This is a genomic window from Streptomyces sp. PCS3-D2 (assembly GCF_000612545.2).
Taxonomy (GTDB): Bacteria; Actinomycetota; Actinomycetes; order Streptomycetales; family Streptomycetaceae; genus Streptomyces.
The window spans coordinates 7,330,820-7,353,770 of sequence record NZ_CP097800.1 but is presented as its reverse complement, the minus strand read 5'-3'; the positions used below and the strand labels follow the sequence as shown (position 1 = coordinate 7,353,770).

At 73.6% G+C, this 22,951-nt stretch carries 21 protein-coding genes; 14 read left to right on the top strand and 7 right to left on the bottom strand.

Features of this window, described 5'->3' with window-relative positions:
- Positions 1-82: 82 nt before the first annotated feature.
- The 7 genes from AW27_RS32945 (at position 83) to AW27_RS32915 (ending at position 7,360) form a co-directional block, all read left to right on the top strand.
- Complete coding sequence (locus tag AW27_RS32945; protein WP_269084559.1) at positions 83-2,500, top strand: phosphoketolase family protein; 2,418 nt, start codon at positions 83-85, stop codon at positions 2,498-2,500.
- Between the two features lie 182 nt (positions 2,501-2,682).
- Positions 2,683-3,390, top strand: a complete 708-nt coding sequence (locus AW27_RS32940) for a response regulator (RefSeq protein WP_037922562.1) — start codon at positions 2,683-2,685, stop codon at positions 3,388-3,390.
- A gap of 47 nt (positions 3,391-3,437) precedes the next feature.
- A complete protein-coding gene (locus AW27_RS32935) occupies positions 3,438-3,902 on the top strand; it encodes a cyclic nucleotide-binding domain-containing protein (protein WP_037922560.1) in 465 nt (154 codons plus the stop codon).
- Positions 3,903-4,114: 212 nt separating this feature from the next.
- Entirely contained in the window at positions 4,115-4,783 is a 669-nt protein-coding gene (locus tag AW27_RS32930) for a CBS domain-containing protein (RefSeq protein WP_037923109.1), read from the top strand.
- Positions 4,784-4,901: 118 nt separating this feature from the next.
- Positions 4,902-5,900 (top strand): Acg family FMN-binding oxidoreductase, encoded by a 999-nt coding sequence (locus AW27_RS32925; protein ID WP_037922547.1) that lies wholly within the window; start codon positions 4,902-4,904, stop codon positions 5,898-5,900.
- A gap of 115 nt (positions 5,901-6,015) precedes the next feature.
- Entirely contained in the window at positions 6,016-6,420 is a 405-nt protein-coding gene (locus AW27_RS32920; RefSeq protein WP_037923107.1) for a BlaI/MecI/CopY family transcriptional regulator, read from the top strand.
- Positions 6,421-6,424: 4 nt separating this feature from the next.
- Positions 6,425-7,360, top strand: coding sequence for a M56 family metallopeptidase (locus tag AW27_RS32915; protein WP_037922544.1), 936 nt, complete (start codon positions 6,425-6,427; stop codon positions 7,358-7,360).
- 49 nt (positions 7,361-7,409) lie between these two features.
- On the opposite strand, the gene AW27_RS32910 is transcribed toward AW27_RS32915, so the two are convergent.
- Both AW27_RS32910 and AW27_RS32905 read right to left on the bottom strand, forming a co-directional pair.
- Complete coding sequence (locus tag AW27_RS32910; RefSeq protein WP_037923106.1) at positions 7,410-7,604, bottom strand: antitoxin; 195 nt, start codon at positions 7,602-7,604, stop codon at positions 7,410-7,412.
- Positions 7,605-7,675: 71 nt separating this feature from the next.
- A complete protein-coding gene (locus AW27_RS32905) occupies positions 7,676-8,674 on the bottom strand; it encodes a sporulation protein (RefSeq protein ID WP_037923105.1) in 999 nt (332 codons plus the stop codon).
- A gap of 320 nt (positions 8,675-8,994) precedes the next feature.
- On the opposite strand from AW27_RS32905, the gene AW27_RS32900 reads away from it, so the two are divergent.
- On the top strand, positions 8,995-10,326 hold the full coding sequence (locus AW27_RS32900) for a hemolysin family protein (protein WP_037922541.1): 1,332 nt from the start codon (positions 8,995-8,997) through the stop codon (positions 10,324-10,326).
- A complete protein-coding gene (locus tag AW27_RS32895) occupies positions 10,323-11,351 on the top strand; it encodes a hemolysin family protein (RefSeq protein ID WP_037922538.1) in 1,029 nt (342 codons plus the stop codon). Before AW27_RS32900 ends, AW27_RS32895 begins: the two co-directional genes overlap by 4 nt.
- A 205-nt stretch (positions 11,352-11,556) precedes the next feature.
- Here AW27_RS32895 and AW27_RS32890 read toward each other — a convergent pair whose 3' ends face one another.
- Positions 11,557-12,192, bottom strand: coding sequence for a carbonic anhydrase (locus AW27_RS32890; RefSeq protein WP_037922535.1), 636 nt, complete (start codon positions 12,190-12,192; stop codon positions 11,557-11,559).
- 43 nt (positions 12,193-12,235) lie between these two features.
- Complete coding sequence (locus tag AW27_RS32885; RefSeq protein WP_037922532.1) at positions 12,236-12,880, bottom strand: L-threonylcarbamoyladenylate synthase; 645 nt, start codon at positions 12,878-12,880, stop codon at positions 12,236-12,238.
- 400 nt (positions 12,881-13,280) lie between these two features.
- Between AW27_RS32885 and AW27_RS32880 the strand changes: the two genes are divergently transcribed.
- Positions 13,281-14,138: an endonuclease/exonuclease/phosphatase family protein gene (locus AW27_RS32880; RefSeq protein WP_052030797.1), complete on the top strand. Its 858-nt coding sequence runs from the start codon at positions 13,281-13,283 to the stop codon at positions 14,136-14,138.
- A 57-nt stretch (positions 14,139-14,195) separates the two neighbouring features.
- On the opposite strand, the gene AW27_RS32875 is transcribed toward AW27_RS32880, so the two are convergent.
- Genes AW27_RS32875 through AW27_RS32865 form a run of 3 tightly spaced genes read right to left on the bottom strand, consistent with a single transcriptional unit; the run spans position 14,196 to position 17,689 of the window.
- A complete protein-coding gene (locus tag AW27_RS32875; protein ID WP_078556537.1) occupies positions 14,196-15,755 on the bottom strand; it encodes an FAD-dependent oxidoreductase in 1,560 nt (519 codons plus the stop codon).
- Positions 15,752-16,471, bottom strand: coding sequence for a class I SAM-dependent methyltransferase (locus AW27_RS32870; protein ID WP_037922526.1), 720 nt, complete (start codon positions 16,469-16,471; stop codon positions 15,752-15,754). The genes AW27_RS32875 and AW27_RS32870 overlap by 4 nt, the downstream gene beginning before the upstream one ends.
- A gap of 36 nt (positions 16,472-16,507) precedes the next feature.
- On the bottom strand, positions 16,508-17,689 hold the full coding sequence (locus AW27_RS32865) for a lycopene cyclase family protein (RefSeq protein WP_037922523.1): 1,182 nt from the start codon (positions 17,687-17,689) through the stop codon (positions 16,508-16,510).
- Positions 17,690-17,905: 216 nt separating this feature from the next.
- Between AW27_RS32865 and AW27_RS32860 the strand changes: the two genes are divergently transcribed.
- Genes AW27_RS32860 through AW27_RS32845 form a run of 4 tightly spaced genes read left to right on the top strand, consistent with a single transcriptional unit; the run spans position 17,906 to position 22,783 of the window.
- The gene (locus AW27_RS32860) at positions 17,906-19,231 is read left to right on the top strand and encodes a polyprenyl synthetase family protein (protein WP_037922519.1); all 1,326 of its coding nucleotides are present in this window, start codon (positions 17,906-17,908) and stop codon (positions 19,229-19,231) included.
- On the top strand, positions 19,228-20,748 hold the full coding sequence (gene crtI, locus AW27_RS32855; RefSeq protein ID WP_037922516.1) for a phytoene desaturase family protein: 1,521 nt from the start codon (positions 19,228-19,230) through the stop codon (positions 20,746-20,748). Before AW27_RS32860 ends, crtI begins: the two co-directional genes overlap by 4 nt.
- On the top strand, positions 20,745-21,776 hold the full coding sequence (locus AW27_RS32850) for a phytoene/squalene synthase family protein (RefSeq protein WP_037922513.1): 1,032 nt from the start codon (positions 20,745-20,747) through the stop codon (positions 21,774-21,776). The genes crtI and AW27_RS32850 overlap by 4 nt, the downstream gene beginning before the upstream one ends.
- The gene (locus AW27_RS32845; protein ID WP_037922511.1) at positions 21,773-22,783 is read left to right on the top strand and encodes a Rieske (2Fe-2S) protein; all 1,011 of its coding nucleotides are present in this window, start codon (positions 21,773-21,775) and stop codon (positions 22,781-22,783) included. Before AW27_RS32850 ends, AW27_RS32845 begins: the two co-directional genes overlap by 4 nt.
- The last annotated feature ends 168 nt before the right edge of the window (positions 22,784-22,951 follow it).

The following is a 22,951-nucleotide window of genomic DNA, read 5'->3' as shown; positions in this document are numbered from 1 at the left end:
GGCGCGCGGAAGGGCCGACCGGCCCTCACCGAGGGACGGTCCTCCCCTGCGGGCCGCCCGCGCACGGGCGCAGGCTGTCGGCATCGGCTCAGTCGACGAACGCCCCGGACCCCGGCACGCAGGAGCGGACATGACCGCGTTGACCGCGCAATCGATCTCGGAGCTGGACGCCCACTGGCGCGCCGCGAACTACCTGGCCGCCGGCCAGATCTACCTCATGGGCAATCCCCTGCTGGCCCAGCCGCTGCGGCCGGAGCACATCAAGCCGCGGCTGCTCGGCCACTGGGGCACCTCGCCCGGTCTGAACCTGGTGTACACCCACCTCAACCGCGTGATCAGGGAGCGGTCCCTACAGGCGCTCTGCGTCTGGGGCCCCGGGCACGGCGGACCCGCCGTCCTGGCCAACTCATGGCTGGAGGGGACGTACAGCGAGGTCTACCCGGACGTGGCGCGGGACGCCGACGGCATGGCCCGGCTGTTCCGGCAGTTCTCCTTCCCCGGCGGGGTGCCGAGCCATGTGGCTCCGGAGACGCCCGGGTCCGTCCACGAGGGCGGTGAACTCGGCTACGCCCTCTCCCACGCCTACGGGGCCGCGTTCGACCACCCCGGTCTGCTGGTCGCCTGCGTCATCGGCGACGGCGAGGCGGAGACCGGGCCACTGGCCGCGTCCTGGCACTCGAACAAGTTCCTCGATCCGGTCCACGACGGCGCGGTCCTGCCCGTCCTGCACCTCAACGGCTACAAGATCGCCAACCCGACCGTGCTGTCACGGATCCCCGAGGCCGAGCTCGACGCGCTGTTGCGCGGTTACGGGCACGAACCCCTGTACGTGACCGGCAGCGAGCCCGCCCTGGTGCACCAGGCCATGGCCCGCGCGATGGACCACGCCCTGGACCGGATCGCGGCCATCCAGCGGGAGGCCAGGACGGCGGGCGCCGATCCGGGCCGGGAGTACACCCGCTGGCCGATGATCGTGCTGCGCACGCCCAAGGGCTGGACCGGACCGGCGACCGTGGACGGTGAGCCGGTCGAGGGCACCTGGCGTGCCCACCAGGTCCCGCTGGCCGGGGTCCGCGAGAATCCCGAGCACCTGCGACAGCTGGAGGCCTGGCTCCGCTCGTACCGACCCGAGGAGCTCTTCGACTCCCGCGGACGTCCGACGGCGCAGGTCCTGGCGTGGGTCCCGGACGGCGGACTCCGCCTCGGGGCGACGCCCTGCGCGAACGGGGGCCGCCTGCTGCGGCCGCTCCCGCTCCCCTCGCTGGACGCGCACGCCGTCCCCGTCCCCAAGCCGGGGCGCGGCCTGCACGAGCCGACCCGCGTCCTGGGGAGCTTCCTGACACAGATCATGCGGGACACCGCGGGGCGGAGGGACTTCAGGGTCGTCGGCCCGGACGAGACCGCTTCCAACCGGTTGGACGGCCTGTACGAGGCCACCGGCAAGGCCTGGCAGGGCATCACGGAGGCCACCGACCGGAACCTGTCGCGCGACGGCAGGGTCATGGAGATCCTTTCCGAACACGTCTGCCAGGGCTGGCTGGAGGGCTACCTGCTGACCGGCCGCCACGGCCTGTTCTCCACGTACGAGGCCTTCGCGCACATCGTGGCGTCCATGGCCGGCCAGCACATCAAGTGGCTGAAGACCGCGCGCGAGCTGTCCTGGCGCGAGCCCGTCGCCTCCCTGAACTACCTGCTCACCTCGCACGTCTGGCGTCAGGACAACAACGGCTTCTCGCACCAGGACCCCGGCTTCGTCGACCACGTCCTCAACAAGAGCCCGGAGGTCGTGCGGGTCTACCTGCCGCCGGACGCCAACACCCTGCTCGCCGTGGCCGATCACGCCCTGCGCAGCCGCGACCGGGTGAACGTGATCGTCGCGGGCAAGCAGCCCTGCTTCGACTGGCTCCCGATCGACGCGGCCCGTGAGCACGTGGCGCGCGGCGCCGGCGTCTGGGACTGGGCCGGCACCGACCAGGGCTCCGGCGATCCGGACGTCGTCCTCGCCTGCGCGGGCGACGTGCCCACCATGGAAGTGCTGGCGGCCGCGGCCCTGCTCCGCGAGCACCTCCCCTCGCTGGCCGTGCGTGTCGTCAACGTCGTCGACATCGCCCGTCTGATGCCCCACGAGGAACACCCGCACGGCATGACGGACGCCGAGTACGACGCCCTCTTCACGACCGACAGCCCGGTGATCTTCGCCTACCACGGGTACCCGTGGCTCATCCACCGCCTGGCCTACCGCCGGACGGGCCACGCCCGGCTGCACGTGCGCGGGTACAAGGAGTCCGGGACCACGACCACCCCCTTCGACATGGTCGTCCGCAACGACATGGACCGCTACCGGTTGGTCATGGACGTCATCGACCGCGTCCCCGGCCTCGCGGAGCGCGCCGGAGGGCTGCGCCGCGCCATGGCCGACCAGCGCGTCCGCCACCACGACTGGATCCGCGCGCACGGCACGGACCTGCCTGAGGTGGCGGACTGGTCCTGGCCGTGCTGAACGGGCGCCCTACCACCCCGGCACGCCCCGGCATCCCGTGCATCCCCGACCTCCCCGGCGGTCGCCCTGCGTGACGGAGGCGGTCGGGGGGATCTACCGGCGGGTGGGCCCGGCCCCCTCCTGAGACAATTCCGGTGGAAGCGCACCAGCACCTACGGCGTCACCCGGAGCAGGCGGCGATCATGTCCAACGTACCGGGAGCCTCCGCGGAGGCTCCCATCAAGGTGTTCCTCCTCGACGACCACGAGGTGGTGCGGCGGGGGCTGCGCGACCTGCTCGACGCCGAGGCCGACATCACCGTCGTGGGCGAGGCGGCGACGGCCGGCCAGGCCCTGGCCAGGGGGCCGGCGCTCCGCCCGGACGTGGCCGTCCTCGACGTCCGGCTGCCCGACGGCGACGGGATCGCGGTCTGCCGGGAGCTGCGTTCCCGGATGCCCGGCCTGGCCTGCCTGATGCTGACGTCGTTCGACGACGAGGACGCCCTGCTGGACGCGATCATGGCAGGGGCCGCCGGGTACGTGCTGAAGCAGATCAAGGGGACCGACCTGGTCTCCGCGGTGCGCACGGTCGCCACCGGGCAGTCCATGCTCGACCCTGCGACGACCGCACGCCTGATGCGCTCCCTCCGTGCCCCGGAGCCGGTCGGGACACCCGAGGACACCCGCCTGGCGGCGCTCTCCGAGCGGGAACGGGCCGTACTCGAACTGATCGGGGACGGCCTCACCAACCGCCAGATCGCGAAGCGGCTCTACCTGTCGGAGAAGACCGTCAAGAACCACATCTCGCGGCTGCTGGGAAAGCTGGGCGTCGAACGGCGGGTACAGGCAGCCGTCATCGCCGCGCACGTCCACGACCAGGGGACCGGCGGCGAGGCCGCGCCGAGGCACTGAGCTGCCGGTCGGGCGTCGAGCATGACCTGAACCAGGAGGCCGTTGCGATGGATTCCACCTCTTCGATCCGCTTCAACGCGGCGCTGCCGGCCGACTGCCGCAACCGCCTGATGGAGATGGCCGGTGAGGTCAACTTCGACGAGGGCGCGCATCTGTTCCGCGAGGGCGGTCGCGCCGACCGGTTCTGGATCGTCCGGTCGGGCACGGTGACCCTCGACGTCCATGTGCCGGGCCGACGCGCGGCGGTCATCGAGCGGCTCGGCGCCGGTGAGCTGGTCGGCTGCTCGTGGCTGTTCGCACCGTACACCTGGCGTTTGGGCGCGGAGGCCATGACACCGGTACGCGCCCACGAGTTCGACGCCGTGCGCGTCCGCGAGCTGATGGAAGCCGACACCGCGTTCGGCGCGGCCCTCGGTCACTGGGTCGGACAGGTGCTCGCCCACCGGCTGCAGGCAGCCCGGGTGCGCCTGCTCGACCTCTACGCGCCGTACGGAAGCGGCAGCTACCTGTGACCGTGGCGGAGGACCTCCTCCGTGCCGACCGCGCCCGGAGGCGGCGGTGCCGTCCTTCGGGCGCGGTCCGCACCTCAGGGTCCCGATGGCCCTTACGGCCCCCGGTGGGGGCCGTTCGGCCCTCGAACACCGGCGGGGACCGGCGGATGGTGGGGGGACACCCCGACCAGGACGCACGTTCCTCGCGTCACACGCCGGAGCAGGAGGACGTCATGAAGCACATCAAGGTGGCGGATCTGATGACCGACGAGGTCGTCTCGGTGGCCCCGGAGACCGCCTTCAAGGACGTCGCCAAGCTCCTCGCCCAGTACGGCGTCTCCGGGCTGCCCGTCCTCGACGACGAGGACCGCGTCGTGGGCGTCGTGTCGCAGACCGACCTCCTGGCCCACCTGGCACCGGCATCGCACCCCCCGCAGGAACCCGGCGGGGTGGCGGAGCCGCCCACGGCCGGTGACGTCATGTCCGCCCCTGCGGTCACCGTCGGCGCCGAGGTGACGGCCGGTGACGCGGCCCGGCTGATGACCCGCCGGGGCGTCGAGCGGCTGCCCGTGGTGGACGAGGAGGAACGGCTGGTCGGCATCGTCACCCGCAGGGACCTGCTGCGCCTGTTCGTGCGTCCGGACTCCGAAATACGCCGGCGGGTCACCGACGAGGTCCTCGCCGAGGTACTGGACGTGCCGCTCGGCGACGTCGCCGTCCACGTCGTGGACGGCATCGTGACACTGGACGGCAGCGTCGAGCGGCAGAGCCTGCTCCCCGTGCTGGTGCGTCTGGTGGAACAGCTCGACGGAGTCGTCGCCGTCGCGTCCCACGTCACGGCCCGCACCGACGACACCTCCGCCGCCCGCACGGGCCGCGCCGGCCGTACGGTGATGTGGTGACCAGGCGCCGGACCCGACCCGCCGCCCCCCGTCGATCGCCGTCACGGCGCACGGCCGGGCGGCACCCACGCGAGAACGCAGCGACGCACCGGACGCACCGCACCCACTGGACAGTCCCATGACCGCAGCACACCCGACCCTCGACTCCGACACCGTCGCCCGGCTCGTCGGCGACGCCGTCACCGCCCCGTCCATGCACAACGCCCAGCCGTGGAAGTTCGTCTTCCGCCGTGCCGACGGCGTCATCGAGCTGTACGGCGACGCGGAACGCTCCATGCCCCGCACCGATCCGGACCACCGTGCTCTCCACCTCGGTTGCGCGGCGGCCCTGTTCAACCTCCGGGTGTCCGCGGTCCGGCACGGACTCCGGGCACGGGTGCGCCTGTTGCCCGACGCCTCGCAGCCGTGGCTGTTGGCGACCGCGGCCCTCGGCGCACCGTCCGACGAGGACCTCGACCTGGCCGTGCTGCACGACGCGCTCCGCCGTCGGCACACCAGCCGCTTCCCGTTCAGTGACGAACCGGTACCGGACGCCCTCCTGGACGGGCTGAAGGGCGCCGCGCTGCTGGAGGGCTGCCGGCTCGCCGTCGCGGGCGACTGGCACCTGGATACCGTGCTCGGCCTGGTACGGGACGCGGAACACCGGGAGGACATGGACCCGCTCGTCCGCGCGGAGACCTCGGCCTGGGCCTCGCCCGCGCGCACCGCGTCCGGTGCACGCCGCGACGGCGTTCCCGCCGACGCGTTCGGTCCGCGGAGCTCCGCGGGCGCCGCCCCCGTGCGGGACTTCGGCCGGGACCACCCCATGGCGGACCGCGGCTGGGCCGTGTTCGAGAAGCGGCCCCAGCTCGCGCTGCTCGGCACCCCGGCGGACACCCGGGTCGACTGGCTGCGGGCCGGCCAGGCCCTGGAGCGCGTCCTCCTCCAGGCCACCGCCGACGGCCTGGCCACCTCGATGACCTCGCAGCCCCTGGACTGGCCGGAACTGCGATGGACGGCCCGTGACCCGCTCGCCGCCATGGGGCACGTGCAGATGGTCGTGCGCCTGGGATACGGCCCTCAGGGCCCGGGGACGCCCCGCCGTCCGGTCTCCGACGTTCTGGAGATCCGGGCGTAGCCGACCGGACGCAGGCAGCCGCCGCGTACGGGAGAGTCCGCCGGAGTCGGTGCCACCGGTCAGTACGATGAACCGATCCGGCACCGGCGGGGCCGGCGGACTGGAGGGCAGCGGTATGACGGGCGAGCGCAGAGGCGGCTCCGGGCAGCACCCGCGCCGACGCGGTCAGGGCGAGCTGGAGATCGCCGTCCTGTCCGCCCTGGGCGAGGCACCGGGTCCGGTGACCGTGCCCTGGGTGCAGGAGCGCCTGGGCGGCGGGCTCGCCTACACGACCGTGATCACGATCCTCACCCGGCTGCACGCGAAGGGCGCCGTGACCCGTCGGCGGGAGGGCAGGTCCTTCCAGTGGACACCGGTCGCGGACGGGGCCGGTCTGGCCGCGCTGCGCATGCGCAAGGTGCTGGACGGCGAGGAGAACCGGCAGGCGGTGCTCACCAGCTTCGTCACGGCCCTGCCGCCCGGGGACGAGCAGTTGCTCCGCGACCTGCTGGCCCAGGCGGCCGAGGAGGAGGAAGACTGACGCCATGGGGGTCTTCGTCTTCCTGCCGCTCGTCCTTCCGCTCACCGCCTGGCCGATCGCCCGTCTGGCGGAGCAACATCTCCACCCGCGCACCGCGACCGGGCTGTTGACGGCCGTCGCGGCCGTCCTGGCCTGCTGCAGCACGCTGTGCCTCGCCCTCGTCATGGTCGTGGGCACCGCGCAACTGCCGGGCAATCCCCTGCCCGACAGCTGGTCGGACCCGGAGGTCCGGGAGGCCGTACCGTACGACGAGGTCGCCGGGCGGATCGCCATCCCGGCGCTGCTGACCGTACTGACGTCCTGTTCCGCTGCGGTCTGGCGGCAGCACAGGATCCGGCGGCGCACGGAGGAGGCACTGCGCACGGCCCGCCCGGGGCCGGTGGCCGTACTGCCGGACGAGGCTCCGTACGCGTACGCGCTGCCCGGCCGCGGACTCGACCGGGTCGTCGTCAGCACCGGCATGCTCGCGGCGCTCACCTCCCGTGAGCGACGGGCCCTGTTCGCACACGAGCGGGCCCACCTGTCCGGACGTCACCACCGGTTCCTGCTCACCGTCCGGCTCGCGGCACACGCCAATCCCTTCCTGCTGCCGCTGCGGACGGCCGTGGCCTACACCTGCGAGCGGTGGGCCGACGAGGAGGCCGCGGCGCGGATCGGCAGCAGGCGGACCGTGGCTCGGGCCATCGGCAAGGCCGCCCTGGTCTCCCCCGGCGGGCCGCCGGTCGCGGCGGCGCACTTCGCGATGGCCGGGCCGGTACCGCGCCGCGTGGCCGCGCTGCTGGGCCCGGCCCCCGCCGGGGGAGCCTGGCCGCCCGCCTTCACCCGGGCCGGCCTGGCGGTGTGGACCGCGGCCGGCGGGGCGACGGCCTCGGCGCTGTCCTCCGCGAACGCGGCCGTCACCCTCTACTTCATCCTGCACGCGGCCACGTTCTCCGCCTGAGCGGCGGCTCGCGGCGCCGGCCCGCGGTCACGGGCCGGCCGGGCCGGAACTACGCCTTCTCCCCCAGCCCGGTGAGGAAGCCCTTGGCCTTCTCCACCCCGGTGTCGATGTGGTCGGCGTACTTGCCGTCCGTCTTCTCGTCGACGACGTCGGCCGCCTTCTCCAGGCCCTGTGCCAGGACCTCACGGTGCTCCGTCGCCAGTTCGGTCGCCTTGCCGACCAGACCCTTCAGACCGTCGAGCATGATCCGCTCCTTCACTGTTGTGCCGAACGGGCCGGTGGGGCCCGTCTGTTCCACCGCCGTACGCCGCGGGGTCAGGCTTCGTCGTCGCCCTCGTCCTCGTCGTCCTCGAAGAAGTCGCCTACCTCGTCGATGACTTCGGCCGCCACCATGCCGCCCACCACGCCGACCGCCAGTCCGGCCGCACCGGCGGCGACGACCGTTCCCATGCCGGGGCCGGACCGGTGGCCTCCGTGGTGATCGTCCTTGTGGCCCGCGTGGCCGTAGGGGTCGTGCCCGTAGGAGGCGTGGGGCGCGTGCGCGCCGTGCGCCTCGATCAGGGCGCGGATCCAGCCGTCGACTTCGGCGTTCCAGTCCGTGTGGGCCACCTGGTCGTGGCGGACCGTGTGACGGGCGAGGGCGTCGTGGCCGCCGGAGAACCCGCCGCGCTTGTCCACCTCCAGGACGACGTCCATGCCGGCCGCGGAGGCGAGGAAAGTGACCTCGATCTCGTTGACCCGGTGGGCGTAGCTCGGGGCGGGGCTCAGCTCGATCTCCTGGTAGAAGGGCAGCTGCTGGCCGGTGCCCCCGATGTGTCCGTACTCGAGGTCGGCGGACTTGAAGCCGAAGCCGAGCTGCCCCAGGGCCTCCAGCACGGCCTCCTGGACCGGGAGCGGACGGACGGTGAAGGCGTCGAGGTCGCCCTTGTCCCTGGCTCCGGACACGCCGAGTTCGGTGCGCACCCCGAGGACGATGCCGAGGGCCTGGCCGTGCAGCTCGGTGACGGGGGTCTCCCAGGGCAGGGCGACGGTGAACGGAATGTTGCGCTGTTCGCCCTCGTGGAGGCGGAAGCCGCCGCCGACGGTGAAGCGCTCGAAGACGGCGACGCCGTCGTGCTCGCCGTGCTCGGTCTCCGCCTCGACACGGGCGACGAGTTCGAGGGTGATGTGCTCGATGTCGTAGTCCGCGCGGCCCCCGGTGAGCCGGACCTCGCCGGACAGGCTGCCACCGGGTACCGGGCTCACCGGGTCGAGGACCGTGTCGACGGCAGGACCGCCGACGCCCATCGAGCCGAGCAGTCGCTTGAACACCATCGTGGCGTCCACTCCTTCAGTCATGGTTGAATCTACACGCATGTAGAAGCATAGGAGTAACCGGAGGATCGCGAAGCGTCGCCGCGGGAACCGGGCGAGAACGACGCGAAAGCGCCGCCGGCAGGGCGGATGGGCTTTGCTTGCTCTTTACCAAGGAGTCGCGGATACTGTCCGTGACCGAACAGCCGTCCGGACCCAAGCGGTCCGCCCGAGAAGCGAATGGAGCAGCAGCCCGCAATGGGTGAACCTCCCAGTCCCTGCCGTGCCACGTCCTGCCCGAAGACCCGTGGGGTTCACGATCCGGGAGCGGGGGTGGCACGGTGACCGAGATCCTGCTGCTGCTCCTCGCGCTCGCCCTGACGCTGGCCTGCGCGGTGTTCGTCGCCGCCGAGTTCTCCCTGACCACCGTCGAGCGCAGTGAGCTGGAGCGCGCTGCCGCCGCCGGTGAACGGGGAGCCGAGAGCGCGTTGAAGGCTGCCAAAAAGCTGACCTTCCAGCTGTCCGGTGCCCAGTTGGGCATCACAGTGACCTCGCTCGTCATCGGCATGCTCGCCGAGCCGTCCGTCTCCGCCCTGCTGCGCGGGCCGCTGACCGCGGCCGGACTGCCCGACGGGGCCGTCGCCACCACGGCGACGCTGCTCGGCGTGGCGCTGTCCACGGTCGTCCTGATGGTCGTCGGCGAGCTGGTCCCCAAGAACTGGGCGATCTCCCGCCCGCTGGCCGTGGCGAAGGTGGTGGCCGGTCCGCAGCGTGCCTTCACCGCCGTCTTCGCACCGCTGATCCGGCACCTGAACAACACCGCCAACCGCCTGGTGCGCCGCTTCGGGCTGGAGCCCGCCGAGGAGCTCGCCTCGGCCCGTACCCCGGAGGAACTGGTCGCGCTCGCCCGGCACTCCGCCCGCGAGGGCGCGATAGAGGCCGATTCCGCCGAACTGTTCGTGAAGACCCTGCACCTGGGCGAGCTGACCGCCGAGAACGTGATGACGCCCCGCGTGGACGTGCGGGCCCTGGAGGCCCACGCCACCGCGCTCGACGCCGCCCATCTGACCCTGGCCACCGGCATCTCGCGGTTCCCGGTCTACCGGGACTCGCTGGACGAGGTCGTCGGCACCGTCCACGTCCGGGACGTGCTGGCCCTGGAGGAGGACAAACGGCCCCTCACCCCGATCGTGGACCTGATGACCGAACCGCTGCTGGTTCCGCACTCGCTGCCCGTGGACACCCTGCTGGGTCGCCTCCGCAGGGCCCGCACGATGGCCGTGGTGATCGACGAGTACGGCGGCACCGCCGGTGTGGCCACCGTGGAGGACATCGTCGAGGAGGTCGTCGGCGAGGTGCGCGACGAGCACGACCCGATGGAGGTCCCCGACCTGATCGAGGCCCCGGACGAGGACGGCCGCAAGGTGTGGGAGGCCGACGGCAGTGTGCGCCTCGACGAGCTGGCCGAGATCGGCCTCACCGTGCCCGAGGGTCCCTACGAGACACTCGCCGGCCTGATCGCCACGCGCCTCGAACGCATCCCCGTCGAACGGGACACGGTGGACGTCGACGGCTGGCAGCTGACCGTGCTCGACGTCGACCATCACCGGGCGGACCGGGTGACGCTCACCATGCCCGCCGCCACCCACACGCACGAGGAGGATGCCCGATGACCACCGTCCAGCTGCTGATCGGCGCACTCACCCTCATCACGAACGCCTTCTTCGTCGGCGCCGAGTTCGCGCTGATCTCGGTACGCCGCAGCCAGATCGAACCGGCCGCGCTCAAGGGCGACCGGCGGGCCAGGACCACGCTGTGGGGGCTGGAGCACCTCTCCGCGATGATGGCCACCGCCCAGCTCGGCATCACCGTCTCCTCGCTGGTCCTCGGCGCCGTCGCCGAGCCGGCCATCGCGCACCTGCTGGAACCGCCGTTCGCCTCGATCGGCGTGCCCGAGGCGCTCGTCCACCCGATCGCCTTCGTCATCGCGCTCACCCTGGCCACGTACCTCCACATGCTGATCGGCGAGATGGTCCCGAAGAACATCGCGCTGGCCGCCCCGGCACCCACCGCGCTGCTCCTCGGGCCGCCCCTGGTCGCCGTCACCCGGGCGCTGCGCCCGCTGGTCTTCGGCATCAACGCCTTCGCCAACACCCTGCTGCGCCTGCTGAAGGTGGAACCCAAGGACGAGGTCGCCGCCGTCTTCACCGACGACGAACTCGCGCGGCTGGTCGCGGACTCCCGCGACGCCGGTCTGCTCGACCCGGAGGACAGCGAACGTCTCCAGGACGCGCTGGAACTCGGCACCCGCACGGTCGGCGAGATCATGATCGCGCGATCCGACTTCGTCACGGTCGGCGAGGACGTCACGCCGCGCGGGCTGGAGCGCACCGCCGCGGAGCACGGATTCTCCCGGCTGGTCGTCACCGGTTCCGGGGGCGGGATCCTGGGCTTCCTGCACATCAAGGACGCCCTCGGTGCGGCCGATCCCTCGGCCCCCTTCCCCCGAGCGAGCCTGCACACCGTCACGGAGGTGCCGGTCTCGACCCCCCTCGACGACACCATGTCCGCCATGCGGGCCGCCGGTACGCACCTCGCCGCCGTCACCGGCGTCGACGGCGCCGTGGTCGGTTTCGTCACCATGGAGGACGTCCTGGAGGAGCTGGTCGGCGAGGCGTCCGAACCCGCCGCCGGCTGAGCAGGCCCGCCGGTGGGGCCGCAGAGCCCCGCCGGACCGGTGCGAGCCCCGCCGGTGGCGTTCGGGCATCCGGGTGACGGCCGGTACGGATGGTGACGTACGCGCCGGACGGCCGTTGCGTACGTCACCACCGGCCTGTCCCCGGCGGGCGCGGCCCGTGGAGCCCCGGCCGGCCCATGACCGGCAGGGGTCCGTCACCGCGAGATCAGGCCGGCACCTCGTGCGGGATGCCGCGGGTGGTGACGACCCTGGCGCTGCCGTCGGCCAGCCGGTAGGACAGGCCCACCACTGCCACGCTCCCGGCCGCCACCTGGTCGGCGAGGACCCGGGAGCGGTCCAGGAGCAGGTCGACGGTGTGTCGTATGTGCTCGGCGATGATGTCGTCCTCTTCGGTGAGCCCGGCGGCACGGGCGGCCAGCACGCTGGGGGTCACGCGTTCGATGACGTCGCGCACGTATCCGGTGGCGCTGACCCCGTCCGCCACGGCGGCGCGGGTGGCGGCGACCGCACCGCAGGTGTCGTGGCCGAGCACGACGACCAGCGGACAGTCCAGCACGCTGACGGCGTACTCGATGCTGCCCAGGACCTCCGCTCCCGCGACGTGGCCCGCGGTGCGGACGACGAAGAGGTCGCCCAGCCCGCGGTCGAAGATGATCTCGGCCGCCAGCCTGGAATCGGAACAGCCGAAGAGGACGGCGAAGGGACGTTGGGCGGGCGCGGTCTCGGTACGGCGTGCCGCGTCCTGGTTCGGGTGCTCAGGTGCACCCGCGGTGAAACGCCGGTTGCCGGCCAGCAGCAGCTCGAAGGCCTCGGACGGAGTCGGTGACAGCGATGTACTCATGACCGCAGGCTACGACGCCGCCCGGGCCTCCACCCACCGAGGGTCACGCCTCCAGCAGGTCGGGCACTACGGAGCGCAGGGTGTGGACGCCGATGGCTCCGGCCCGCTTGAGGACCGGAACCGGTCCGGTGAGGTCCACGATCGAGGAGGCGACGGCCGCCTCGGTGGGACCGCCGTCGAGGTAGACGGAGACGGAGTCGCCCAGCATGTCCTGTGCGGCGTCGCAGTCCTGGGGGGAGGGGCGGCCGGTCAAGTTGGCGCTGGAAACCGCCATCGGCCCGGTCCCCGCGAGCAGTGCGAGGGCAACGGGGTGCGAGGGCATCCGGACGGCGACCGTACCGCCCGTCTCTCCGAGGTCCCAGGTCAGCGAGGGCAGGTGGCGGGTGACCAGGGTCAGTCCGCCCGGCCAGAAGGCCTCCACCAGCGCCCATCCCTGCTTCGGGAGATCGGCCACGAGGTCGTGCAGGGCGTCCGGGGAGGCGACCAGGACCGGCGAGGGCATCGCACGGTCGCGGCCCTTGGCTCCCAGCAGGCTGTCCACCGCGTCGGGGTTGAAGGCGTCCGCACCGATGCCGTAGACGGTGTCGGTCGGGAGCACCACGAGGTCGCCCCGCCGGACCGCCAGTGCGGCGGCGGTCAGCCCCTCGGCCCGGGCCGAATCCGTGGAGCAGTCGTATCGAAGGGCCATGGCCGCGTCTCCATCCCACCGGGCTCTCGGCCCGGACCTGCCGTGTGACGTCGGCAGGCTACCGGAACGGCCCGCGCACCGGGCAGCAGGGCGTCAACACCGCGGACGACCTTTCCCCCGATCGTGGAACGGCGCGCACCGCCGTGGGCGGCGCCGTCCGCCGCGGTTCCGGGCGGCAGGGTGCGCGGTGTGCCCGGCGCCCCGGGCCGGTTCGTGCGCTCCGGGGAGTTTCCGCTCCGCCCCGTCGGGGGTAGTCGGATCCCAGCGGTCGACGAGGCCCGTCCGTTGGCCGGCCGCGACGGTGCCGGCCGGACCGGCCGGGAAGCACCCCGATACCGGGCCCGGGGCCCGTGTGATCCTGTGCATCCACTCCGGGGAGGCGATCGTGCCGGGCAGGGGCATGCGAGGGGCCGCGGGCGCGACGGCCGCGGTCTGCATGCTGCTGCTCCTCGGCCCGGCCACGCCGGGCGGGGGCGTCCCCCGTGCCGGACGGCTGCCGCCCGGCGCGGCCAAGGAGGTCGTGCCCGACCGGGTCGGCACGTGGAACATCTGCAATCCGTGCGGGAGCGGGAACGACTACGGCCGTGCGACGGAGATCGCCACGTACGCGCCGCAGGTGATCGGCCTGCAAGAGGCCTGCGTACGTGACGTCGAGCGGATCCGCGCATACCTGGAGGAGGTCTACGGGCTGGCCTACCACGTCCGCTACGGAACGGTCCTGCGCAACTGGAACCGCTGCGGGGGGCTGCCGTGGCGGCCGGGCGGCTACGGCCAGGCGATCCTCTCGGCAGCGCCGATGACCGACCGGGTGAGCGTCGAGTACCCCGACGGCGGTTCCGAGGACCGCGGCTACCTGGCCGTCACCACGCTGGTGGGCGGCCGGCCCGTCCGCATCTTCAACACCCACCTCGCCGAGCGGCGGCAGGGCGAGGTGCGGGCCGGCCAGGTCGAGGTGCTCGCCGCCGCGGTGGCCCGGCACGACCGCGCGATCGTCCTCGGTGACTTCAACGCCGTACCGGACGCGCCCGAACTGGCCCCCTTGTGGGCTCTGGCCCCGGACGCGGACCCCGGCTGCCATCCCCAGACCGGCGATGCCGGCGGGGACGCAGACGACTGCACGGCGACCACCGACTGGGAGAGCAAGTTCGACTACGTGTTCCTGCGCGGTGTCGTCTCGGGCCCGCACCACGTGCGCCCCAGCCGGTACTCGGACCACCACGTGCTGTACACCGATCTGGACCGCAGCCGGGAGCCGTGACCGTGCCGGGAGCGCAGGACGCTCCCGGGCCGGGGGGACCCGCGGTGTTCGGCGGCATCAGGTGGCTCGCCGCCCCGCCCATGCGGCCGCCTTCCGCAGTACGGGGGCGCGACCGCGGTCCGGTACCGTCCACAGGGTCTGCCCGTGGAGGCCCCAGCGTTCGAGCAGGGCGTTCGCGGCCTGGAAGCCGGTCGTGGCCGCCCGTTCCATCAGCGCGACCGGAAGATCGGTACGCACGACGTCTCCGGCGAGGACCAGTCCGGGATCGCAGGTGCGGACGGTGGGGCGGTCGGCGTAGCCGCCCACCGGAAACAACGGGCAGTCCGCACGCCACTCGTTGCGGACGTCGACGACCTCGGCGGCGCGGGTCTCCGGGTACACGCGGTGGAGCTGCCGCAGCAGTCGCTGCTCCTGAACGGGGCGGGGGACGCTCGGGTCGACGGCGTAGGCGTGGAGTTCCACCACGGATCCTCCGGTGCGCGCCGCCCAGCGGGCGGCCTCGTCCTCCCAGCGGTTCAGCACGCTGATGTTGTCGAGACCGCCGAAGCCGCTGGTGCCCAGGAAGCCCGGCCGGTCGGGGGCGACGGGACGGTCGAGCCAGAGCCGGACGACGAGGAAGGGCGGAGCGGACCGCAGCCGCGCCACGCGCTCCCGCCACGGCCGGTCGGCCAGCCGGTCGGAACGGGCCACCAGCGACCGCAGGCCGCCGGCGTCCAGGGCGAGGACCACGGCGTCGTACCGGGACGTGGCGGCGCTCCCGGTCACCTCGAAGAGGCCGGCCGGAGTGGGCCGGACATGGTCGACGGGGCTTGCGGTGCGTACTTCGGCCCGGTGCCGTTCCAAGTAGGCGGCCAGCGGGGCCCACAGCGCGGCCGGGTAGGGCGAGCGGGGCACGTCGAACAGCAGTCCTTCGGCGGAACCGAGGAAGTAGATGTGGAACATGAGGGCCATCTCGGCCGCGGACAGCTCCTTCGGGTCGGCGAAGAAGCTCCGGGAGAACACCTCGAAGGCCAGGTGCCGGGCCCGTTGGGGGAAGCCGATGGCCTCCAGGAAGTCGTGGGCGCTGGTGCCGTCGAGCCGGTGGTACACGTCCGGCACGCGGACGTCGAGCAGCGGCAGGGCCGGGGCCGGATTCATGGCGCGCAGGTCCCGCAGGCGGAAGGTGGGGCTGAGTGCGACGAAGCCCAGCGCGCTCCACGGCGGGGTGCGCGGTACGCGCCGGAAGCTGTCGCAGAGACCGTCCGCGTGCAGCAGCGGATAGTCGGGGAGTCCGGTGAGGCCCGCCAGGCCGGGGTCGGTTCGGCGGAGCAGGCCCCGCAGGTTGTAGTACTGCCGGAAGAAGGCGTGGAAGCCGCGGCTCATCGTCACGGTGCTGCCGTCGCGCAGGCGGGTCGGCCATCCGCCCGCCCGGCCGCCCAGGTAGGGCTCGCGCTCGTAGAGCGTCACCTGCACGCCCCGTTCGGCGAGTGCGGTGGCGGCGGCGAGGCCGGCGATCCCGCCGCCGATCACGGCTGTCGTGGGGCGGCCCTGTGCGCGGCGGGCTCCTGGTGGGGCGGGCAGGACGCGTGCCCGCCGGTCCCTGCCGCGGCGCGCCGCGGTCGGCGTGGGCGCGGTCATCGCGGGCCTGCCGGGCGCGCGGCGACGAAGGTGTGGGTGATGCCCGTCTGCCAGCCCGGCAGGCGCAGGGCCCGGACCGCTTCGAAACCGGCTTCGCGGATGCGGGTGGCGAACCGGTCGGCCGGGTCGAAGTGGACGACGCTGCGCCACAAGTGGCGGTAGAGGGGGCCGTCGCCCAGCAGGGTGGCCGCGGGTTGGACGATGCCGCGGCACACCGCCGTCCACACGACGCGGTCGGTGCGGCGCCCGCTGAGGCTGTATTCGTGCGCGGCGAGCCTGCCGCCCGGTCGCAACACGCTGCTGACGGTGTGGAGGACGGCGTCGGGGTCGGTGACGTTGCGGAAGAGGTACGCGGCGAAGACGGCGTCGAACGGTCCCTGGACGCCCGCGTCCGCCAGGTGCTCGGCCGGTGCGTGAACGAAGCGCACACCGCCCGCCCACGGTTTGGCGGCGGCTTTCGCCAGCATGCCGGCGGATGCGTCGACGGCGGTGACGTCCGCGGCGGGCAGGACGGCGCGGATCGCGGCCGTCGAGGCCCCGGTGCCGCAGCCGAGGTCCAGGATCCTCAACCCGGCCCCCGGCGCGGTGAGACCGAGGCGGCGTACCGAGCGCCGCAGGTGCGCGTGGTAGCCGGGGTTCGCCGCGACCAGTGCGTCGTAGGTGCGGGAGGCGTGGTCGAAGGCGGCGGCGAGGTCCTCGTCGCGCAGCAGGGTCATACGTTCTCCAGAGACGGGTGGTGGCGCGGTCGAGGGTCAGGGGAAGGGGCGGCGGGGCAGGCGGGGCAGTTCGGCGGCGGTGCGCAACATGGGGCCGACGGGGGCGTGGCGGCCCACGGACAGGTCTTCGAGCAGGCTGGTGCGGCCGTCGAGGAAGCGGAGCAGCCGGGACGGGGGGACGCGGGTGAAGAGCCGGCAGAACAGGTCGGGGCCGTCGACCCGGCCGGTGTCCAGGGCGCGCAGCAGGACCGCGTCCATGGCACGGGCCCGCGAGGAGTGGGCGGCCGGGGGCACCGGGTCGCGACCCTGCCGCAGCGCGGCGGCGACGGCCCGGGTCTGGCGCTGGAGTCCGGCGAAGGTGTAGCCCGTGGACGGGCGGGTCGCGCCGCCGGCGGCGCCGATCCGGAACACCGAAGCGCCGACCCGCTGGGGTACGGCGGCGTCCGTCATGGGGATGAGGCCGGTCTCGGTGGCCAGGATCTCCAGGTCGCCGAGGGCCAGGACGTCCGTGGTGTAGTGCCGCAGCGCGGCCTCGTAGCCGCTGCCCGTGAGCACGCACGGGGAGAACTCGGTGTACTCGACGAGCGCCTCCCGCGGCCCGGTGGGCAGGACGTAGCCGAAGGAGAGCCCCTCGGCGGGCTGCGGTGTGCGGAAGTCCATCAGTTCGGCGGTCGTGTGGTCGAAGGCGGGCCGGGAGGTCCGGACGAACCAGCCGCGGAAGTGCTGCAGCATGGTGGTCCGGGCGGCCGGAAGGCTTCCCGGCGGACGCGAGTCGAACACCCAGCGGGCCTCCAGGGCATCCCCGCTGCCGTCGGCGCGGGTCAACAGGACCCGGGGCCCGGACGGGGCCTCCTCGACGGTGTCGACGGTCGCCTCCAGGCGCCGGACGTTGGAGCTGTGCGCGAGGTCCTGCCCGACCAGCGACTCGAAGTCGTCGGAGCGGATCATCTTGTACCGCAGCGGTGTGATGTCCGCTTCGATCGCGTGGCCGGCCGGCGGCCTCACGCGCAGGTGGCTCCATCGTGATCGCACCGCGGCGTCGAAGCGGCCGTGGCCGGACTCCCAGAAGCACCAGGTGCGGGGGGCGGGCCGGAGCGGACCGGGCGGGGGGTCGATGAGGACCACGGACGGGGCCGGGCCGCCGTGTCCGTTCAACCGGTGGGCCAGGGACAGGCCGGCTGCGCCCGCCCCGATGACCGCCACGTCCGCCTTCAGCACGGCGCTGCCTCCATCCCCGGTTCGGCGTTCCTGGGCAGGGCTTCCCGTCGGAGGGTGCGATCGGATGCGCTCTGGTGCCGAGGTCACCTGATCAGGTGCGTCCGCACGACGGCAATCCCGCGCGTTCGGGTATCCGCTCCGGACCGCATCCGTATCACGGGAAAGGACCGAAGACACACGCTCGGAGCGATCGACACCACGACGAGAGGAACCGGGATGCGCCGCACCCAGGCGAAGGACCAGACCGCGGCCGCACCGCCGCCCGTCCCCCGCCTCGTGGCCCCCTCGGGGTCCGCTGCGCGGCGCCACCCGACCGGCTCGGCGGGCGTCGGCACCGGGCACGGCTCGCCTGCCCGGGACGGGATCGCCTCGGCGGTCGACCCCGCGGCCGTGGATGTGGACGTGCCCGCCGCGATCGGGAGCGCGCTGGAGCAGGTGCTCGGCGACCGGCTGACCCGGTCCGGTGTGCTGGACGCCGAGTTCGCCGGGGAACTGGCCGCGCGCGTCGCACGCTTCACCCGGGAGGGCGGCAAACGCACCCGCTCGCAGCTCCTCTGGTGGTCGATGCGCGCCTGCGGCGGGGACGACGGGCCGACGGCCGCGGCCGCCCTGCGCATCGGCGCGGCGCTCGAACTGCTCCAGACCTGTGCCCTGGTGCACGACGACGTGATGGACGGATCGGTGCTCCGGCGCGGCCGGCCGGCTCTCCACACCGACGTGCGGGACGGCTGCGGCAGTGTCGCGGCACCGGCCCGCGCCGCCCGCTTCGGTGAGGCGGTCGCGGTCCTGGCCGGTGATCTGGCCCTCGCGTGGGCGGACGACGTGATGGCGGAAGCGGCCCTCGACCCGTGGACGGCGAGCGTCGTGCGCGAGGTCTGGAGCGACATGCGCACCGAGATGGTGGCAGGTCAGTTCCTCGACCTCCGAGGCCAGCTGACCGGGTCGCGCTCGCCGGCGCAGGCCCTGCGGGCGGCCCGCCTCAAGAGCGCCCTGTATTCGGTCGAACGGCCTCTGGCGCTGGGTGCGGCGGTGGCGGGCGCGGACGGCCGGACCCGGCGGGCCCTGTGCTCGGCCGGGCGCTGCGTGGGCATGGCGTTCCAGCTGCGCGACGACCTCGAGGACGTCTTCGGCGATCCACGGCACACCGGCAAGAGCTGCGGGGGCGACATCCGCACGGGCAAGCCGACCTATCTGGCCGCGCTCGCGGTCGCGCGCGCCGAGGCCGCGGCCGACCGGCGGGCTCTGGAAGTGCTGCAACACGCCCTCGGGAAGGAGGACCTCTCGCACGACGGCCTCGACGAGGTACGGGAGGTGCTGGTGCGGACGGGCGCCCGAGCGGCGGTCGAGGCGAGGATCGAGCGCTTGTCGGCCCAGGGCATGCGTCACTTCGACGGCGCCGGGCTCACCGCGGACGCCGCGGGCCGGCTGCGCGGGCTGTTGACCGCCCAGGCGGCTTCCCGCTCGGTGGACGATCCGCCGGCCCCCTCGGGTCCGACGTCCGCCGCCGTCACGGCCTCCGGCGCGGCGGAGGGCGGGCGATGACCCGGACCGTGAGCGGCCGCACGGACCACGTGGTGGTCGTCGGCGCCGGCCTGGCCGGCCTGTCGGCTGCTCTGCACCTGCTGGGCGCGGGGCGCCGGGTGACCGTCGTCGAGCGCGAGGAGCTGCCCGGCGGGCGGGCGGGACGGCTGCTGCGCGGCGGCTACCGGATCGACACCGGCCCGACGGTGCTGACCATGCCAGGCCTCGCCGAAGAAGCCTTCGCCGCGGTCGGCGAGAGACTGGACCGGTGGGTGGAGCTGATCCCGCTGCACCCGGCCTATCGGGCGTCGTTCGCCGACGGCAGCACCCTGGACGTGCACACCGAGGGCGAGGCGATGGCGGCAGCGGTCGAGCGGTTCGCCGGAGCCGGTGAGGCGGCGGGGTACCTGCGGCTGCGCGCCTGGCTGGAGCGGCTCTACCGGGTACAGATGCGCCGGTTCATCGACGCGAACTTCGACTCACCGCTGGACCTGCTGACCGGTGACCTCGCCCGGCTGGCGGCGCTCGGCGGTTTCGGGCGGCTGGACCGGCGCATCGCCCGTTTCCTGAAGGACGAGCGGCTGCAGCGGGTGTTCTCCTTCCAGGCCCTGTACGCCGGCGTGCCGCCGGCCCGGGCGCTGGCCGCCTACGCCGTCATCGCCTACATGGACACGGTGGCCGGCGTGTACTTCCCGCGCGGGGGCATGCACGCCCTGCCTCAGGCCATGGCGGACGCGGCGGCCGGCGCGGGCGCGGAGCTGAGGTTCGGCGAGCCGGTGACCGCGCTGGAGCGCTCCGGGGAGCGGATCACCGCCGTCGTCACCGCGAAAGACCGCATCCCCTGCGACGCTCTCGTCCTCACGCCGGACCTGCCCGTCGCCTACCGGCTCCTCGGCCGTCGGCCTCGCAGGCCGGTGCGGCTGCGGCACTCCCCCTCCGCCGTCGTTCTGCACGCGGGAACGGACCGCACATGGCCGCAGCTGGCCCACCACACGATCTCCTTCGGTGCCGCCTGGCAGAGCACCTTCGACGAACTCACCCGACAGGGAAGGCTGATGGGCGATCCGTCCCTCCTGATCACCCGGCCCACGGCCACCGACCCGGCGCTCGCCCCGCCGGGTCGCCATCTGCACTACGTCCTCGCCCCCTGTCCGAACACCGACATCGGCCCCTCAGGGGCTGCTTGGGGCGAACTGGGCCCCCGCTACCGGGACGACCTGCTGCGCGAGCTGGAACGGCGCGGCTTGGACGGTATCTCGTCCGCCATCGAGGACGAATGCCTGGTCACGCCGGCCGACTGGGCTGGTCAAGGGCATGCGGCGGGCACCCCCTTCTCGGCCGCCCACACCTTCTTTCAGACGGGTCCGTTCCGGCCCCGCAACCTGGTGCGGGGCACATCGAACGCCGTCCTGGCCGGCTGCGGTACCACCCCCGGCGTGGGCGTGCCCACCGCCCTGGTGTCGGGGAAGCTGGCGGCGGCCAGGATCACGGGCGGTGTCCGGCGCGCTTCGGCCCGGGTCAGCGGGGCGGCGCGGTGACCGGGCGGCGCGAACTCGACGCCGCGGGCATCACCGACCCGGTGCTGCGCGCGGCGTACCGGCGCTGCCGCGAGCTCAACGCGGCGCACGGAAAGACGTACTTCCTGGCCACCCGCCTGCTCCCCGTCGAGCGCAGGCCCGCCGTGCACGCGCTGTACGGGTTCGCCCGGTGGGCCGACGACATCGTGGACTCGACGGATCGCGGTGCGGACGACGGTCTGCGCGGTGCGCGGCTGGCGGCGCTCCAGCGGTGTCTGGACGAGGGGCTGCGGCAAGGAGGCGGCGGCGAGCCGGTGGTCGCGGCGCTGGCCGACACGGCGCGCCGATACGCCATCGATCACCGCCTCTTCCAGGACTTCATGACCTCGATGCGGTCCGATCTGGTGGTGACCGGCTATCCCACCTATGCGGACCTGTACGGCTACATGCACGGCTCGGCGGCCGTGATCGGACTGCAGATGCTTCCGGTGCTGGGCACGGTGGTACGGCGCGAGGAGGCCGAGCCGTACGCGGCAGCGCTCGGGGTCGCCTTCCAGCTCACGAACTTCCTGCGGGACGTCGGCGAGGACCTCGACCGTGGGCGCGTGTACGTGCCGGCCGACCTGCTGGCCGCGCACGGGGTCGACCGGGAGCTGCTGCACCGGTGCCGGGACACGGGCGGGCAGGACCGCCGTGTCCTGGCCGCTCTGCGGGAGTTCGGGGCACTGACCCGCGGCGTCTACCGGGAGGCGCAACCCGGCCTCGCCCTGCTCGATCCGGTGTCCCGGCCCTGCATCCGCACCGCGTACGTCCTGTACGGGAGCATCCTGGACGCCGTCGCCCGGGACGGCTATGCGGTGCTGCACCGCCGTGCCGTGGTGCCGCGCCGCAAGCGCGCCGCGGTCGCGGCGGGGGCACTGGCCCGGCTGACGGCCATCAGGCTGCGCCACCGCCGTCGGCGCGGAGCGCCGGCGCCGGTGCAGGCACCCCCGGTGCCGCCGGTGCCGCCGGCCGGACCGGCCCGGCCGGTGTCCGAGGAGGTCGTATGAAGCCCGATCCTTCGGCATGGCGGGCCCGTCTGCCGCTGTCGCTGCGCCGCAGACCCGTGCCGTGGGAGCAGCAGCAGCCGACCTGGCGCGCCGCCAGGCCGAGCCTGATCGCGCAGGCGCTGAAGCGGGCGCAGGCCCGGCCGTCGGGGAACTGGTTCGTCGTGGGGGCGTCCTCGTCACTCGGCGGTGACCGCCCCGTGGCCCGCACCGTGGCCGACCGGGAGGTCGTGCTCTGGCGCGGTACGGACGGGCGGCTGCGCGCCGGCCCGGGTGCCTGTCCGCACCTCGGGGCACCCCTCGCGGAAAGCCCGGTCCGGTGCGGAACGCTGGTGTGTCATTGGCACGGACTCGCTCTCGACGGCACGTCGTTCGCGGGCTGGGAGCCGTTGCCGGCCTTCGACGACGGCGTCCTCCTGTGGGTGCGGCTCGACGAGGTCGGCGGGGAGGAACCGCTCGACGCCCCCGTGGTACCGGTCCGGCCTGCTCCGGCTCGGGGGGTGACCGCGGTGTACGAGGGCACGGGGCTGTGCGAACCCGAGGACATCGTGGCCAATCGCCTGGATCCATGGCACGGGGCCTGGTTCCACCCGTATTCGTTCGTGGATCTCACGGTCGTCGGCTCGCCCGGCGGGGACGACGCCGAGGACCGCTTCACCGTCGCCGTCTCCTTCAAGGTGGCCGGGCGGCTGGTGGTACCGGTGCGGGCGGTCTTCACCGCTCCGGAACCACGTACCGTCGTCATGCGCATCACCGAGGGCGAAGGCGCGGGCTCGGTGGTGGAGACGCACGCGACGCCTCTGGGGCCGGATGCGCTCGGCCGTCCCCGCACGGCGGTGACCGAGGCCGTGGTGGCGGCCTCCGACCGGCCGGGTTTCCTGTTCGCCCGCTGGGCCGCCCCGGTCCTTCGCCCGGTGATGCGTTCTGCGGCGGCCCGGCTGTGGCGGGACGACCTGGCCTATGCCGAGCGCCGCTGGCATCTGCGCTCCACGGGCCGGTTCCCGGGGTGATGCCCGAGGCGCGGCCGCTGGGGCGCCGGTTCCGTGGGCCGCCGCGGTCCGGCACCCGCGCCGACACCGGTGACCACCCGGCGCGGACGGACGAGGAGCGGAAGCCCCCGGCCACACCTCCTGCCGTCCCGCTCGTCTGACCGGACCGAAACCGGGGCAGACGGTCAA